Source organism: Pseudomonas sp. GW821-FHT01C01 (assembly GCF_059422645.1).
In genome coordinates this window covers 163,367-178,675 of sequence record NZ_JBWKXF010000003.1, presented here as the reverse complement: position 1 = coordinate 178,675, position 15,309 = coordinate 163,367, and the positions used below count along the sequence as shown (strand labels likewise).

Here is a 15,309-nt window from a genome sequence, read left to right as displayed (position 1 = left end):
CGGGCCTCAGCGGTTGGCGTCGGAGTGAGTCATGGCGGTGTAGAACAGCCAGGACACCAACAGGATGATCAGGAAGTACACCAGCGAAAATGCCGCTGCCGGCCCCAGGTCGAATTGCCCTACGGCCATCTGGGTCAGGGTCTGACTGAGGAACGTCGTGGCATTGCCCGGACCGCCGCCCGTGAGCACGAAGGGCTCGGTGTAGATCATGAAACTGTCCATGAAGCGCAGCATCACCGCGATCAGCAGCACACTCTTGAGCTTGGGCAACTGAATATGCCGGAACACCGCCCAGGCCGAAGCACGGTCGATCCGCGCCGCCTGGTAATACACATCAGGAATCGCCCGCAATCCGGAGAAGCACAACAGCGCCACCAGCGACGTCCAGTGCCAGACGTCCATCACCAGCACGGTGACCCAGGCATCCATGGTGTTCGCCGCATAGTTGTAGCTGATGCCCATGGCATTGAGGCTCGAACCGAGCAGACCGATATCGGCGCGGCCGAAGATCTGCCAGATGGTGCCGACCACGTTCCACGGAATCAGCAAAGGAATCGCCAGCACGATCAGCACCACCGAAGACCAGCGGCCCTTGGTCGGCATGGTCAGGGCGATGGCGATGCCCAAGGGAATTTCGATCAGCAACACACAGGCCGAGTAGATGAACTGGCGCAACAACGAGTCATGCAGGCGCGGGTCGAGCAGCACCTGCTTGTACCAGTCGGCACCGACGAAGTAGCGGCTGGACTGGTCGAAGATGTCCTGCACCGAATAGTTGACCACGGTCATCATCGGGATCACCGCACTGAACGCCACCAGCAGGAACACCGGCAGCACCAGCCACCAGGCCTTGTTGTTCTGCACCTTGTTCATGGCTGCGCCCCTTTGTTGGCCATGGCTTCGTTGACGGCTTGCGCTTCCAGCAGGAATTCATCGGCGTAAACCATCAGCCACTGCGCCGGAAAACTGATGTAGGCCGTGCCTTGTGGCACGACTTTGTCTTCGGCCAGGCGCACTTTCAGGGTGGCGCCATCGAGATTGAGGGTCACGATCTTGTAGGTACCCAGGTCTTCGACGTGTACGACTTGTGCCCGCAGTGCGTCATCAAAGGCTTCGTCCCACACATGGACGAACTCCGGGCGAATGCCGACCTTGAGGGTTTTCCACCCGGATTCGGCAATACGCTGCTGCATCGCTTCGGACAGCGGCAGGTGGGTCGAGGCGAAACCAACGCCACCCGGTTGCGGCTGCACGTCGATCAGGTTCATCCCCGGGCTGCCAATGAAGTAGCCGACAAAGGTGTGGCTGGGGCGCTCGAACAACTCCCTGGGCGTGCCGAATTGCACGATCTGCCCGCCGTACATCACCGCAATTTTGTCGGCGAAGGTCGAAGCCTCCAGTTGATCGTGGGTGACGTAGACCATGGTGATGTTGAACTGCTCGTGGATCTGCTTGAGCTTGCGCCGCAGCTTCCACTTCAGGTGCGGATCGATCACCGTCAGCGGCTCATCGAACAGGATCGCCGACACGTCATCGCGCACCAGCCCACGGCCCATGGAAACTTTCTGTTTTTCGTCGGCGGTGAGGTTTCGCGCCTTCTTGTACAGCAGCGGCTGAAGATCGAGGACTTCGGCGATTTCCTGCACCTTGCTATGCACCTTCGCCTCGGTCAGGCCTTGATTGCGCAGCGGGAAGGCCAGGTTGTCGAACACCGTCATGGTGTCGTAGACCACCGGAAACTGGAAAACCTGGGCGATGTTGCGCTTCTCCGGAGTCAGGTCGTTGACCGCTTTGCCGTCAAACAGTACATGGCCCTGGGATGGGCTGAGCAACCCGGAAATGATGTTGAGCAAGGTCGACTTGCCGCAGCCCGATGGCCCGAGCAAGGCGTAGGCACCGCCCTGTTCCCAGATGTGGTCCATCTCGCGGATCGCGTAGTCCTCGGGGCCGGCCGGAGTCCTGGTGTAGCTGTGGGCGAGATTCTGCAAACGGATTTCGGCCATCAGGCAACCCTCGCGATACGCCGGCCCGGCGCCTGGACCAGCCGCCCCTGCGTATCGAACACAAACAGTTTATGGGTCGGGATATAGATACGGATCGGCGCGTCGACGTCGTATTCGTGAACACCCGGCAAGTGCAGCACCAGCAGGAAATGCTCGTTGCGTACGTGAAGAAAGGTTTCCGAGCCGCTGATTTCCGCGACTTCGACGGTCACCGCCAGTTCGAGATCATCATCGTTGCTCGGCACCAGCGAGATATGGCTGGGGCGCACGCCGAAACGGAACTCGCCCTCACCCACCGGGCGCAAATCGATGTTCAGCGGGAAGTGCACGAAGTTGGCGAAACTCACTTCGTTGCCGGCAATGCGCCCCGGCATCAGGTTGATCGGCGGCTCGGAGAACAGCTCGGCCGCCAGCACGGTTTGTGGCTGGTGATAGACCGAGGACGACTGGCCGCTCTGGATCACCCGGCCTTCGTGAAGAATGGTCGTGGTGCCGCCCAGGGCCAGGGCCTCGTTGGGTTCGGTGGTGGCGTAGATCGCGATGGTGTGGCGCGCCTTGAACAGCTCGCGCATTTCCTGGCGCAGCTCTTCGCGCAACTTGTAGTCGAGGTTGACCAACGGCTCGTCGAACAGGATCAGCTCGGCATCCTTGACCAGCGCCCGAGCCATGGCCGTGCGTTGTTGCTGACCGCCGGAAAGCTCCAGCGGATAGCGCTTGAGAAACTTTTCGATGCGCAGCATCTTCGCGGTTTCCAGCACCTTGCTCTGGATCAGCTCGCTGGATACACCGGACTGACGCAGCGGCGAGGCGATGTTGTCGAACACCGTCATGGTCGGGTAATTGATGAACTGCTGATAAACCATCGACACGTTGCGCAGGCGCACCGGGCGCTGGGTGACATCGACGCCATTCATCAGGATGCGGCCATTGTCAGGCTTGTCCAGACCGGCCATCAGGCGCATCAGGCTGGTTTTGCCGGACAAGGTGCGACCCAGCAAAACGTTGAAGGAGCCGGGTTCAAAACTCAGGTTGGCATCGTCGATCCAGGTCTGGCCCTCGACGGTGCGGCTGACGTGTTCCAGGGTGAGTGACATGGCTCGGCCTTTTTTATTTTTGGAGTCAAGCGACCGGAGCTGTAAAGCGACATTTGTGCCAGAAATTGCAAACGATTGATTCAATTTGAAATTCCTGAGAATGACTACGAAGTCACGTTCGTTGCTGAACACAAATGAACAACCGGAAATGAACAACTGAACAGTTCACCCATTGACAGTGAACAATAGTGAACAACACTCTACGGATGCTTTTTGCCTTTCCCGGTACCTGAAATAGATGCAAAACCTGTGGGAGCGGGCTTGCTCGCGAAAGCGCTCTGACAGTCACATTGATGTTGAATGTGTCGCCGCCTTCGCGAGCAAGCCCGCTCCCACATGAAGTTCGTCGTGCTGCAGAACTACCCATAACAACAATAAAGTCTTGTTCAGAGATCGACTGCCATGGCCGCCCCCGTATCGCCGCTGTCCCACGACGCCATCATCCAGGACTCCTGGTCCCGTTGCCGCGCGTTCGGCCTCAGTCATCAGAGCGCGCCGGCATTCGATCAATTGCCGGCCGCGGGCATCGCGCAATTGCTGGAGAGCCAGCATTCGCTGGTGCAAACCACCCATCAGGAAGTGCTGCCCTACTACGAGAACATCCTGAGCAATTCCAATTGCCTGATCATGCTCGCCGACCATCAGGGCCAGGTGCTCACGTCATGGGGCACCCAGCGCTTTATCGAACCCAAACTGGCCCGGGGGTTCAGTGCCGGCGCCAGCTGGATGGAACGTTGCACCGGCACCAACGCCATCGGCACCGCCCTGGCCTGTGAGCAAGCGGTGCACATCGAGCACGACGAACATTTCCTCAAGGCCAACCGCTTCATGACCGGTTCCGCCGCACCGATTTTCGATGCCGAGCGCAAGGTAATCGCGGTGCTGGACGTTTCCAGTGACAGTTACCTCCCGCCATCCCACACCCTGGGCATGGTCAAGATGATGAGCCAGACCGTGGAAAACCGGCTGATCCTCAACCTGTTCCATGGCCAGCATTTCCAGCTGACGTTCAATACCGGACTGAACAACCTCGACAGCCAATGGGCCGGCTTGCTGATATTCGATGAGACCGGCCAGGTGCTGTCGGCCAATCGGCGGGCCGACAACCTGCTGGGCATCAGCCTGTCGCGGGTCAATGTCGAGAACCTGTTCAAGGTCTCGCTGCTGGAGTTGCTCAATCAGCCCGAAGGCCTGCCCTTCGCCCTGCAAACCTCTGGGCGCAACCGCTTCCAGTGCCTGTTGAAACGGCCGAAACAGGCGCCGATTCAGGCGCGGCTGCTTTCTGAAATAAAGAGTACTGAAACAAAGAGTGCTGAATCCAAGAGCGCCGAGCACGCCGTGACGGCACCGGCATCCATCAGCCTCAGCTCCCTGCATTTCGGCGACAGTCGCGTGGAAAAAGCCGTGCGCCAGGCCGAGCGATTGCTGGAAAAAGACATTCCACTGCTGATCCACGGTGAAACCGGGGTCGGCAAGGAAGTGTTCGTCAAAGCCCTGCATCAGGCCAGTTCTCGCAGCAAACAAGCGCTCATTGCCGTCAACTGTGCAGCGATTCCCGCCGAACTGGTGGAGTCCGAGTTATTCGGTTATGAGAAAGGCGCATTCACCGGCGCCAACCAGAAAGGCAGCATCGGGCTGATCCGCAAGGCTGACAAAGGCACGCTGTTTCTCGATGAAATCGGTGATATGCCGCTGCCGACCCAGGCGCGCCTGTTGCGGGTGTTGCAGGAACGTTGCGTTCAGCCTGTGGGCAGCAGCGAGTTGTTCCCTGTGGACCTGCGCATCATTTCAGCGACCAATCGCTCACTACGGGAACAAGTACAACTGGGGCGTTTTCGTGAAGACCTGTATTACCGCATCGGCGGCCTGACCCTGGAGTTGCCGCCCCTGCGCGAACGCAGCGATAAAGATGCACTGTTCAAACGCCTGTGGGAGCAGCACCGCGAACCATCGCAATGGGCCGGCTTGAGCCAGGAAGTGATGGCGTTGTTCGGCCGCCACCCGTGGCCGGGCAACTTGCGCCAGGTCAGCAGCGTGATTCAGGTGGCTCTGGCCATGGCCGAGGAACAACCGGTGCGACCAGAGCATTTGCCGGATGATTTTTTTGTCGATCTGGAGATGGAGCCGGTGGAGACGCCGGAACCATTGGCCGTTGACCTCAACGATGTCGAGGACTTGAACCGGCAGTTGCAGGCCGTCGGGGGGAATATTTCGTATCTGGCCCGGCGGTTGGGGGTTAGTCGCAATACCCTGTACAAGCGGTTGCGCCAGGCTGAATGACAAGTTGGCCGAATGGGCCTCTTCGCGAGCAAGCCCGCTCCCACATTGGATTTGCGTCGTACACAAAACTCAAACACACCAAAGATCAACTGTGGGAGCGGGCTTGCCCGCGAAGGCGTCAGTCCTGTCGCCAAAAAACGAATAGCCAACCCCGAAAAACAAAAACCCGCACAAGGCGGGTTTTGTTTTACAGCGGATCAGGCAATCAGTCAGCCAGTCGCCAGGTCGTGCCGCCCTTGCCGTCTTCCAGCACCACGCCCATGGCGGTGAGCTGGTCGCGGATGCGGTCGGATTCGGCCCAGTCCTTGCCGGCACGTGCCGCCAGGCGCGCTGCAATCAGCGCCTCGACTTCGGCTGCATCCACGCGCCCTTCGGCACCGGCCTGCAGGAAGTCATCGGCCTCGAGCTGCAACACACCCAACACGCTGGCCAGTTCTTTCAAACGGGCTGCCAGACCGGCCGCTGCATCTAGATCGCTCTCGCGCAGGCGGTTGATCTCGCGGACCATCTCGAACAGCACCGCACAGGCTTCCGGCGTACCGAAGTCGTCGTTCATCACCTGGGTGAAACGCTCGACGAAGGTTTCGCCACCCGCCGGCGCCACGCTCGGCAAGCCTTTCAACGCGTGGTAGAAACGCTCCAGTGCGCCTTTGGCGTCCTTGAGGTTGTCTTCCGAATAGTTGATCGCGCTGCGGTAGTGGCTCGACACCAGCAGGTAACGCACGACTTCCGGGTGGTACTTGTCGAGCACGTCGCGGATGGTGAAGAAGTTGTTCAAGGACTTGGACATCTTCTCGCCATTGATGCGGATCATGCCGCAATGCATCCACGCGTTGGCGTAGGTCTTGCCGGTGGCCGCTTCGCTCTGGGCGATTTCGTTTTCGTGGTGCGGAAACTCCAGATCGCTGCCACCGCCATGAATGTCGAACGTTTCGCCGAGGCAGCAAGTGGACATCACCGAGCACTCAATGTGCCAGCCCGGACGCCCGGCGCCCCACGGCGATTCCCAGCTCGGCTCGCCCGGTTTCGCGGCTTTCCACAGCACGAAGTCCAGCGGGTCCTGCTTGGACTCGTCGACTTCGATGCGTGCGCCGATGCGCAGATCTTCGATCTTCTTGCGCGACAGCTTGCCGTAGCCCATGAACTTGCCGACGCGGTAGTACACGTCGCCGTTGCCCGGGGCGTAGGCATAACCCTTGTCGATCAGGGTCTGGATCATCGCGTGCATGCCCGGGATGTGATCGGTGGCACGCGGCTCCATGTCCGGTTTCTTGATGTTCAGGCGCGCTTCATCTTCGTGCATCGCCGCGATCATGCGCTCGGTCAGCGCTTCGAACGACTCGCCGTTCTCGTTGGCCCGATTGATGATCTTGTCGTCGATGTCAGTGATGTTGCGCACATAAGTCAGGTCGTAACCGCTGAAGCGCAACCAGCGCGTCACCAGGTCGAACGCGACCATGCTGCGGCCGTGGCCCAGGTGGCAATAGTCGTACACGGTCATGCCGCACACGTACATGCGCACCTTGTTGCCATCGAGCGGCTTGAAAACTTCTTTGCTCTTGGTGAGCGTGTTGTAAATCGTTAGCACGTTAACTTCCTTGAATCACTGGCCCCACGAATCACGCAGGGTCACGGTACGGTTGAATACCGGCTGACCTGGTTTCGAGTCCTTGAGATCGGCGACGAAGTAACCTTCGCGCTCGAACTGGAAACGGTCTTCCGGCTGTGCATTGCCCAGCGAAGGCTCAGCACGACAACCGGTGAGTACCTGCAGCGAGTCAGGGTTGATGTTGTCCAGGAAACTGGCGCTGTCTTCGGCCTTCTCCGGGTTCGGAGAACGGAACAGGCGATCGTACAGGCGCACTTCGCACTCGACGCTGGCAGCGGCCGGCACCCAGTGAATCACGCCTTTGACCTTGCGGCCTTCCGGGTTCTTGCCCAGGGTGTCCGGATCGTACGAGCAGCGCAGTTCGACGATGTTGCCATCGGCGTCCTTGATCGCTTCGTCGGCACGAATCACGTAGCTGCCGCGCAGACGCACTTCACCGGCCGGTTCCAGGCGCTTGTAGCCCTTCGGCGGCTCTTCCATGAAGTCTTCACGGTCGATATAGATTTCACGGGCGAATGGCAACGCACGCACGCCCATGTCTTCTTTCGGGTGGCACGGCAGTTCGAGGTTCTCGACCTGGCCTTCCGGGTAGTTGGTGATCACGACTTTCAACGGACGCAGTACGCACATGGCACGCGGGGCGCTGTGGTCGAGGTCGTCACGGATGCTGAACTCGAGCATGCCGAAGTCGACCACGCCGTCGGAACGGTTGGTGCCGATCATTTCGCAGAAGTTGCGGATCGATTTCGGCGTGTAGCCACGGCGGCGGAAACCCGACAGCGTGGACATGCGCGGGTCGTCCCAGCCGTTGACGTGCTTTTCATCGACCAGTTGCTTGAGCTTGCGCTTGCTGGTGATGGTGTAGTTCAGGTTCAGGCGGCTGAACTCGTACTGGCGCGGGTTGGCCGGCACCGGCAAGTGCTCGAGGAACCACTCGTACAGCGGACGGTGGCTTTCGAACTCCAGGGTGCAGATCGAGTGGGTGATGCCTTCGATGGCGTCCGACTGACCGTGGGTGAAGTCGTAGTTCGGGTAGATGCACCACTTGTCACCGGTCTGGTGGTGGTGAGCGTGACGGATGCGATACATGATCGGGTCACGCAGGTTCATATTGGGCGAAGCCATGTCGATCTTGGCTCGCAGCACGCGTGCGCCGTCCTTGAACTCGCCTGCTTTCATGCGGGCGAACAGGTCCAGGTTCTCTTCGACGCTGCGGTCGCGGAACGGGCTGTTTTTGCCCGGTTCGGTCAGGCTGCCACGGTATTCCTTGGCTTGCTCCGGAGTCAGGTCATCGACGTAGGCATTGCCGGATTTGATCAACTCCACCGCCCAGTCATGCAACTGGTCGAAATACTGCGAGGCATAGCGCACTTCACCGGACCACTCGAAGCCCAGCCATTTGACGTCGCTTTCGATTGCGTCGATGTATTCCTGGTCTTCCTTGGCCGGGTTGGTGTCGTCGAAACGCAGGTGGGTAACACCGCCGAACTCCTGGGCCAGGCCGAAGTTCACACAGATCGACTTGGCGTGACCGATGTGCAGGTAGCCGTTGGGCTCAGGCGGGAAACGGGTGACGATCTGCGTGTGCTTACCCGAGTCCAGGTCCGCCTGGATGATCGGGCGCAGGAAATTGACCGGCACAGCGGGGCCGGTCTTGGAATTCGAGGTAGGGTCGACAGTGGGCTTGCTCATAGGATCCTTGAACGTACAAGTGCGCGGCCGGGAAGACGGGCCTGACAAAACAAAGCCGCTATCATAGCCGATGCTGTCAAGGGCCTGACAGAGCGCACTCTGTAAACCGTCGTATTTAATAGGCCGTAAATGAAAAAACAGCCTCGAAATTCGCGTCTGGCACGCTAAACTGCGCACCTTGGCCAAAAAGGCTGAACCGGTGGCGGGACATGAGGTTCCAACACCACGAATTCCTTATAAAGAGTAACGATCATGACCCAAGTCAAACTGACTACCAACTTCGGCGACATCGTCCTCGAACTGAACGCCGAAAAAGCCCCGATCACCGTGGCCAACTTCGTCGAATACGTCAAAGCCGGCCACTACACCAACACTGTGTTCCACCGCGTCATCGGTAACTTCATGATCCAGGGCGGCGGTTTCGAGCCAGGCATGAAAGAAAAGAAAGACAAGCGTCCAAGCATCCAGAACGAAGCTGACAACGGTCTTCCCAACGACAAGTACACCATTGCCATGGCCCGCACCATGGAGCCGCATTCGGCTTCCGCACAGTTCTTCATCAACGTGGCGGACAACAGCTTCCTGAACCACAGCGGCAAGAACGTACAAGGCTGGGGCTACGCGGTATTCGGTAAAGTGACCGCTGGCACCGACGTCGTCGACAAGATCAAAGGCGTGGCCACCACTTCCAAGTCCGGCCACCAGGACGTACCGGCAGACGACGTGATCATCGAGAAAGCCGAGATCATTGAGTGATATTGCTGATTTCAGACTTGCATCTGGAAGAGGAGCGCCCGGACATCACCCGGGCGTTTCTGGATTTGCTCGCCGGACGCGCCCGCTCGGCGAGTGCGTTGTACATTCTGGGCGACTTTTTCGAGGTGTGGATTGGCGATGACACCATGACACCGTTCCAGCGCGCCATCTGCCAGGCCCTGCGCGATCTCAGCGACAGCGGCACGGCCATTTTTCTGATGCACGGCAATCGCGATTTCATGCTCGGCAAGGCCTTCTGCAAGCAGGCCGGCTGCACCCTGCTGAAAGACCCGAGTGTCGTGCAATTCAACGGCGAGCCGGTGCTGCTGATGCACGGCGACAGCCTGTGTACCCGCGACGAAGCCTATATGAAGCTGCGTCGTTACCTGCGCAATCCCGTCACGCTGTTCATCCTGCGGCATCTGCCGCTGCGTACGCGGCACAAGCTGGCGCGCAAGCTGCGCAGTGAAAGCCGTGCGCAAACGCGGATGAAGGCCAACGACATCGTCGATGTCACGCCCGAAGAGATTCCGCGGATCATGCAGGAGTACGGCGTGAAGACCCTGATCCACGGCCACACCCATCGCCCCGCGATACACAAGTTGCAGCTTGGCGAGCAAGCGGCCAGGCGCATTGTGCTGGGGGATTGGGATCGCCAAGGGTGGGCATTGCAGGTTGATGAACAAGGGTTTGCACTGGCGCCGTTCGACTTCGCCCCACCGCCGCAATTGGCAGCCCCCGCCAACTGACAGCCAAACACAAAAACCTGTGGGAGCGGGCTTGCTCGCGAAGAGGACGTGTCAGTCGACATCTGTATTGACTGACCCACCGCTTTCGCGAGCAAGCCCGCTCCCACATTGGTGCTGCGGTGCTTAGTGGCCTGCAGACGCCGCCGGCCCGGCCTTCGCCGTAAACGGCGGCTTGGCCAGCCACACAATCAGGATCAGCCCCAGGAACATCCAGCCCAACAAGGTGAAGTAATCCACCGTGGACATGATGTACGCCTGACTGATCACCATCTGATCCAGTTGCGTGTAGGCCTTGGCCCCCGCCCCGCCCAGGTTGCTCAGTGCTTCGCGGGTCGCCGGGTCGAACGGGGTGATGCTTTCGGTCAGGTAGGCATGGTGCTGGTCGGCACGACGAATCCAGATCCAGGTGGTCAGCGACGCCGCGAAACTACCGCCCAGGGTCCGCAGGAACGTCGCCAACCCCGAGCCGTCGGCAATCTGGCTCGGCGGCAGGTCCGAGAGCAGGATGGTCAGGGTCGGCATGAAGAACAACGCCACGCCGATCCCCATGAACAGCTGCACCATGGCGATGTGCTGGAAATCCACTTCATTGGTAAACCCGGCGCGCATGAAGCAACTGAGGCCGATGGCCAGGAACGCCCCGCCCGCCAGTAACCGCATGTCGAATTTCGGTGCGTATTTACCAACAAACGGCGCCAACAGCACCGGCAGGATCCCCAGCGGCGCCACGGCAAAACCGGCCCAGGTCGCGGTGTAGCCCAGTCGCGTTTGTAGCCACTGCGGCAGGATCAGGTTGATCCCGAAGAACCCGGCATAGCCCAGGATCAGCACGATGGTGCCGTAGCGGAAGTTGCGATGGGCAAACAGGCGCAGGTTGACCACCGGGTGTTCGTCGGTCATTTCCCAGATGATGAAAAAGGCCAGGGCTACCACCGAAATCACGCTGCCGATCACGATGAAGCTGGATTCGAACCAGTCGGCATCGTTGCCCTTGTCGAGCACGATCTGCAGCGCCCCGACACCGATGATCAGCGCGATCAGGCCGACGTAATCCATCGGCTGGCGGCTGGTGACCACCGGGCGTTTTTTCATCTGCTGGGTCACCACCCATGCCGCGAACAAGCCGATCGGCACGTTGATGAAGAAAATCCACGGCCAGCTGTAACTGTCAGTGATCCAGCCGCCAAGGATCGGCCCGGCAATCGGCGCGACCACCGTGACCATTGCCAGCAATGCTAGCGCCAGTCCCCGTTTCGCTGGGGGGTAAACCGCAATCAGCAGAGTCTGGGTCATCGGATAAAGCGGCCCCGCCACCACCCCTTGCAGCACCCGAAAGCCCACCAGCTCGGGCATCGAGGTGGATATCCCGCACAGGAACGAGGCCAGCACGAACAGCAGCGTCGCCCAGACAAACAGCTTCACCTCGCCAAAACGCCGACTGAGCCAACCGGTCAGCGGCAAGGCGATGGCATTGCTCACCGCAAACGAGGTGATCACCCAGGTGCCCTGCTCCGAACTCACGCCCAGGTTGCCGGAGATCGTCGGCAGCGCCACGTTGGCGATGGTGGTGTCGAGCACCTGCATGAAGGTCGCCAGCGACAGGCCGATGGTGCTCAGTAACAGGCTTGGCGGTGTGAAAGACGCGTTATTGCTCATCGCGAATCCTTGGAAACCTGATTGGTGCTGCGTCCGTTACGGACGCAGCCAACCCTGTGGGAGCGGGCTTGCCCGCGAAGAGGTCGGTACATTCAACATGGATGTCGCCTGACACTCCGCCTTCGCGAGCAAGCCCGCTCCCACAGGGTCGAGGTAATGGCATTTCAGCGTTGCGCGGTTTTGCTGACCGCGGCGCTGTTGTCGTGGATCAACTGAGTGATCATCGCGTCGGCCTCGGCCAACTGACGGTCGTAGACGTTGGTGCTGAACGAGGCCTTTTGCGGCGGCTGTTGTGCCAGCACCGGGCCGCTCTGGTCGCGCAGGTTCACATCGACCACGGTCGACAGGCCGACCCGCAGCGGATGTTTGGCCAGTTCCTCGGCGTTGACATGGACTCGCACCGGCACGCGCTGCACGATCTTGATCCAGTTGCCGGTGGCGTTCTGTGCTGGCAACAAGGCAAAGGCGCTGCCGGTCCCGGCGCCGAGGCTGTCGATGGTGCCGCTGTATTTCACGCTGCTGCCGTAGAGGTCGGTTTCGATCTCGACCGGTTGACCAATGCGCATGTCACGCAATTGGGTTTCCTTGAAGTTGGCGTCGATCCACAGTTGATCCAGCGGAATCACCGCCATCAGCGCAGTACCCGGCTGCACACGCTGACCAAGCTGCACAGAACGCTTGGCCACGTAACCGGTGACCGGTGCAATCAGCACGCTGCGCGAGTTGTTCAAGTACGCCTGACGCAGTTGTGCGGCGGCGGCCATCACGTCCGGGTGCGATGAAACCACGGTGTCATCGACCAGCGCGCTGGTGGTTTTGAGCTTTTGTTCGGCGTTGGCCAAGGCGTTTTGCGCCGAGGTCAGGTCGTCGCGGGCGTGGGACAGCTCTTCCTGGGAAATCGCCCCGCCAGCGGCGAGATTCTTCCGGCGGCTGAAGTTGTCCTGGGCCTTTTGCACTTCGGCTTTCTGTGCGTTGACCTGGGCTTTCATGCCGTCCACATCGCTGTACAAGCCACGCACCTGACGCACGGTACGCGCCAGATTGGCCTGGGCATTTTGCAGACCGATTTCGGCGTCGTTCGGGTCGAAGTTCACCAGCACCTGGCCTTCATGGACCAGATCGCCATCGTCGGCGCCGATACTGACCACGGTACCCGTGACCAGCGGCGTGATTTCCACCACGTTGCCGTTCACATAGGCGTCGTCGGTGCTTTCGCTCCAGCGCCCGTAAAACTCGTGGTAGGCCCAGACGCCCGCGCCACTCAGCACGACGGCGGCAGCCAGGATCAGCAACATGAACTTGCGCTTGCCCGAATTGGGGTTGCCTGGAGTGTTTTCAGGAGGTTGAGTGGTATCGGCAGTGGCCATGACAAGTACCTTGAATTAGTGGGTCAGCGTGGCTGGCGTGGCGTTGGCCGAGGCAATGGCCTCAGGCTGGAAACCGCCGCCCAGCGCCTGCATCAGTTGGATCGACAGGTCGATCTGCTCGGCATTCAGGTTGGCCAGCTGACGCTGGGCCTGGAGCAATTGCTGCTCGATGCTGAGCACGTCCAGGTAGTTGCCGATGCCGGAACCGTAACGCTGGACCACGGTGTTGTAGGAATCCTGGGCGATGTCGGTGGCGTGCTGCTGGGCAGCAATCTGCCGGCCGACATCACGCAACTGGTTGATGCTGTCACTGACATCCCCCAGCGCCTTCACCAGGCTTTTGTTGTACTGCGCCACGGCGAGGTCGTAATCGGCGTCACGCGAATCGAGGTCGGCGCGCAAGCGGCCACCGTCGAAAATCGGCACAGAGATCGTCGGTGCAATGTTGAAGAAGCGGCTGGCCGAACCAAACATCGCATCGCCCAACAAGGATTCGGCACCGGCAGCGGCGCTGAGGTTCAAGTTGGGATAGAACCGGGTCTTGCCGGCGTCGATACTTTTGCTCGCCGCCTCGACCCGCCAGCGCGCAGCCACCAGGTCCGGGCGACGCCCGAGCAGTTCGGCCGGCAACACCGAAGGTAGCGCTACCGCGCTCGGTTGAAGAATGTTCGGGCGGGCAATTTCATTGCCGCGGTCCGGGCCTTTGCCGAGCAGCACCGCAAGGGCGATCTTTGCGCTGTTCAGGCGCTTTTCAGCGTCGATCAAATTGGCTTGGGAGGTGGCTTCCAGGCTTTCGGTCTGCTGGAACTGGTACTGGCTGTCGATCCCGGCAGTCAGGCGCCGCTGGCTCAGGTCGAGCATTTGCCGGGTGCGCTTGAGGTCTTCGTTGGACAGGTCATAGACGATATGCGCCTGCCCCAGATCGCTGTAGGCACGGGCGACGTCGGCGGCCAGTGTCAGCTGCGCGGCCTGCTGGTCGACTTCGGCAGCACGGGCCTGGCCCAGGGCGGCTTCCCAGGCATCGCGCTGACCGCCCCACAGGTCGAAGTTGTAGTTGAAACTGGTGCTGATGTTGCGAATGGTGGCGTAAGCATCGCCCTGCCCGCGCGGGTCCTGGTCCCGGGCCAGGCGCGAGCGGCTGACACCGGCGCTGGCATCCAGGGTCGGCATCCGCTCGGCGTCGGCGGCGTAGGCCGCAGCGCTGGCCTGATGGGCACGGGCGTCGGCGATTTGCATGTCCGGGCTGTCGCGCAGGGCCTCGCGGATCAGACCGTCGAGTTGCGGGTCGCCAAGGCTTTTCCACCAGTCGCTTTTCGGCCAGGCAGCCGGCGACAACGTCACGCCGCCGAGGGATTGCCCGGCCTTGAGGTTTTTCGCGTCGAGGCTGACACCTTCGGTTTTCAGGCCGCTGTAGCTGGCGCAACCGGCCAGGCTCATGGCCAACAGCACCAGGCTCAGGCCGGTACGCAAGGGTTTACTGCTCATTTGTCACCTACCCGCAGCAGCGTGATCGAGTCACCGGCTGCTACCAAAATCTTCTTCAGAATCATCTCCAGGGTTTTCAGCTCTTCCGGAGTGATGGCACCGGCCAGTTCATTCATGGCTTCGGCGCCGATGTGCGGCAACAGCCCGGCGAGCTTTTGCCCTTCTTCCGTGAGTACAAGCTGCACCTGGCGGCGATCCGCCTCGGAGCGTTGGCGGGCGAGGAAACCTTTCTGTTCCAGACGATCGAGCATGCGAGTCATCGAGCCGCTGTCCAGGGACAGGTGACGGCACAACTCGCCCGGCGAGTCGACGCCGTACTGGGCCATGATGATCAACACCTTGAACTGCGCGGCGGTGATGCCGTGGGGTTCCATGTGGGTATCGATGATCCGGTCCTTGAGCAGCGCAGCGCGCCCGAGCAGCAGGCCGAGATGGCAATTGTGGAAATCGTCTGGAGAGAAATGTTTCATCTGACCACCAATTAACTGCCTAGGCAGGGAATGTATGTCGAGATGTTACTGCCTAGGCAGCGAATGTCAACGCAATAGTTAGCACGCTTGGTAAATAGTTGATAAATGGTGTCGGGGTTTGTGCTGCCCACACGGGCGCTTTCGCTGG

12 protein-coding genes are annotated in these 15,309 nt (G+C 60.3%); 3 read left to right on the top strand and 9 right to left on the bottom strand.

Going from position 1 to position 15,309, the window contains the following annotated elements; translation table 11 throughout:
- Nucleotides 1-6 precede the first annotated feature (6 nt).
- From AC07XF_RS03405 to AC07XF_RS03395, 3 genes are read right to left on the bottom strand one after another with little or no spacing between them, the layout of a single operon-like run.
- Nucleotides 7-873, bottom strand: coding sequence for a carbohydrate ABC transporter permease (locus AC07XF_RS03405; RefSeq protein WP_007981247.1), 867 nt, complete (start codon nucleotides 871-873; stop codon nucleotides 7-9).
- Nucleotides 870-2,003, bottom strand: a complete 1,134-nt coding sequence (locus AC07XF_RS03400; protein WP_495025405.1) for an ABC transporter ATP-binding protein — start codon at nucleotides 2,001-2,003, stop codon at nucleotides 870-872. The genes AC07XF_RS03405 and AC07XF_RS03400 overlap by 4 nt, the downstream gene beginning before the upstream one ends.
- Nucleotides 2,003-3,097 carry an ABC transporter ATP-binding protein gene (locus tag AC07XF_RS03395; RefSeq protein WP_495025404.1) on the bottom strand — a complete coding sequence of 365 codons (1,095 nt, stop codon included), beginning with the start codon at nucleotides 3,095-3,097 and terminating at the stop codon, nucleotides 2,003-2,005. The genes AC07XF_RS03400 and AC07XF_RS03395 overlap by 1 nt, the downstream gene beginning before the upstream one ends.
- Nucleotides 3,098-3,499: 402 nt before the next feature.
- Here AC07XF_RS03395 and AC07XF_RS03390 point away from each other — a divergent pair, with 402 nt between their 5' ends.
- Entirely contained in the window at nucleotides 3,500-5,377 is a 1,878-nt protein-coding gene (locus tag AC07XF_RS03390; protein ID WP_495025403.1) for a sigma-54-dependent Fis family transcriptional regulator, read from the top strand.
- A 205-nt stretch (nucleotides 5,378-5,582) separates the two neighbouring features.
- Here the strand turns inward: AC07XF_RS03390 and cysS are convergent, their stop codons facing one another.
- Together cysS and AC07XF_RS03380 are read right to left on the bottom strand one after the other, a co-directional pair.
- Complete coding sequence (gene cysS / locus AC07XF_RS03385; protein WP_495025402.1) at nucleotides 5,583-6,965, bottom strand: cysteine--tRNA ligase; 1,383 nt, start codon at nucleotides 6,963-6,965, stop codon at nucleotides 5,583-5,585.
- A 15-nt stretch (nucleotides 6,966-6,980) separates the two neighbouring features.
- Nucleotides 6,981-8,678, bottom strand: coding sequence for a glutamine--tRNA ligase/YqeY domain fusion protein (locus tag AC07XF_RS03380; protein WP_495025401.1), 1,698 nt, complete (start codon nucleotides 8,676-8,678; stop codon nucleotides 6,981-6,983).
- A 252-nt stretch (nucleotides 8,679-8,930) separates the two neighbouring features.
- Between AC07XF_RS03380 and AC07XF_RS03375 the strand changes: the two genes are divergently transcribed.
- Entirely contained in the window at nucleotides 8,931-9,434 is a 504-nt protein-coding gene (locus AC07XF_RS03375; RefSeq protein WP_495025400.1) for a peptidylprolyl isomerase, read from the top strand.
- On the top strand, nucleotides 9,431-10,183 hold the full coding sequence (lpxH, locus tag AC07XF_RS03370) for a UDP-2,3-diacylglucosamine diphosphatase (RefSeq protein WP_495025399.1): 753 nt from the start codon (nucleotides 9,431-9,433) through the stop codon (nucleotides 10,181-10,183). The genes AC07XF_RS03375 and lpxH overlap by 4 nt, the downstream gene beginning before the upstream one ends.
- 123 nt (nucleotides 10,184-10,306) lie before the next feature.
- Here lpxH and AC07XF_RS03365 read toward each other — a convergent pair whose 3' ends face one another.
- From AC07XF_RS03365 to AC07XF_RS03350, 4 genes are all read right to left on the bottom strand, one after another.
- Nucleotides 10,307-11,839 carry a DHA2 family efflux MFS transporter permease subunit gene (locus tag AC07XF_RS03365; protein WP_495025398.1) on the bottom strand — a complete coding sequence of 511 codons (1,533 nt, stop codon included), beginning with the start codon at nucleotides 11,837-11,839 and terminating at the stop codon, nucleotides 10,307-10,309.
- Between the two features lie 164 nt (nucleotides 11,840-12,003).
- A complete protein-coding gene (locus AC07XF_RS03360) occupies nucleotides 12,004-13,206 on the bottom strand; it encodes an HlyD family secretion protein (RefSeq protein WP_495025397.1) in 1,203 nt (400 codons plus the stop codon).
- Between the two features lie 15 nt (nucleotides 13,207-13,221).
- Nucleotides 13,222-14,691: an efflux transporter outer membrane subunit gene (locus AC07XF_RS03355; RefSeq protein WP_495025396.1), complete on the bottom strand. Its 1,470-nt coding sequence runs from the start codon at nucleotides 14,689-14,691 to the stop codon at nucleotides 13,222-13,224.
- Nucleotides 14,688-15,161 (bottom strand): MarR family winged helix-turn-helix transcriptional regulator, encoded by a 474-nt coding sequence (locus tag AC07XF_RS03350; protein WP_495025395.1) that lies wholly within the window; start codon nucleotides 15,159-15,161, stop codon nucleotides 14,688-14,690. Before AC07XF_RS03350 ends, AC07XF_RS03355 begins: the two co-directional genes overlap by 4 nt.
- Nucleotides 15,162-15,309 lie beyond the last annotated feature (148 nt).

Excerpts from the sequence above, each read along its gene's own strand:
- AC07XF_RS03405 (WP_007981247.1), bottom strand. The coding sequence starts at position 873 with ATGAACAAGGTGCAGAACAACAAGGCCTGGTGGCTGGTGCTGCCGGTG.
- AC07XF_RS03400 (WP_495025405.1), bottom strand. The coding sequence starts at position 2,003 with ATGGCCGAAATCCGTTTGCAGAATCTCGCCCACAGCTACACCAGGACT.
- AC07XF_RS03395 (WP_495025404.1), bottom strand. The coding sequence starts at position 3,097 with ATGTCACTCACCCTGGAACACGTCAGCCGCACCGTCGAGGGCCAGACC.
- AC07XF_RS03390 (WP_495025403.1), top strand. The coding sequence starts at position 3,500 with ATGGCCGCCCCCGTATCGCCGCTGTCCCACGACGCCATCATCCAGGAC.
- AC07XF_RS03380 (WP_495025401.1), bottom strand. The coding sequence starts at position 8,678 with ATGAGCAAGCCCACTGTCGACCCTACCTCGAATTCCAAGACCGGCCCC.
- AC07XF_RS03375 (WP_495025400.1), top strand. The coding sequence starts at position 8,931 with ATGACCCAAGTCAAACTGACTACCAACTTCGGCGACATCGTCCTCGAA.
- AC07XF_RS03365 (WP_495025398.1), bottom strand. The coding sequence starts at position 11,839 with ATGAGCAATAACGCGTCTTTCACACCGCCAAGCCTGTTACTGAGCACC.
- AC07XF_RS03360 (WP_495025397.1), bottom strand. The coding sequence starts at position 13,206 with ATGGCCACTGCCGATACCACTCAACCTCCTGAAAACACTCCAGGCAAC.
- AC07XF_RS03355 (WP_495025396.1), bottom strand. The coding sequence starts at position 14,691 with ATGAGCAGTAAACCCTTGCGTACCGGCCTGAGCCTGGTGCTGTTGGCC.
- AC07XF_RS03350 (WP_495025395.1), bottom strand. The coding sequence starts at position 15,161 with ATGAAACATTTCTCTCCAGACGATTTCCACAATTGCCATCTCGGCCTG.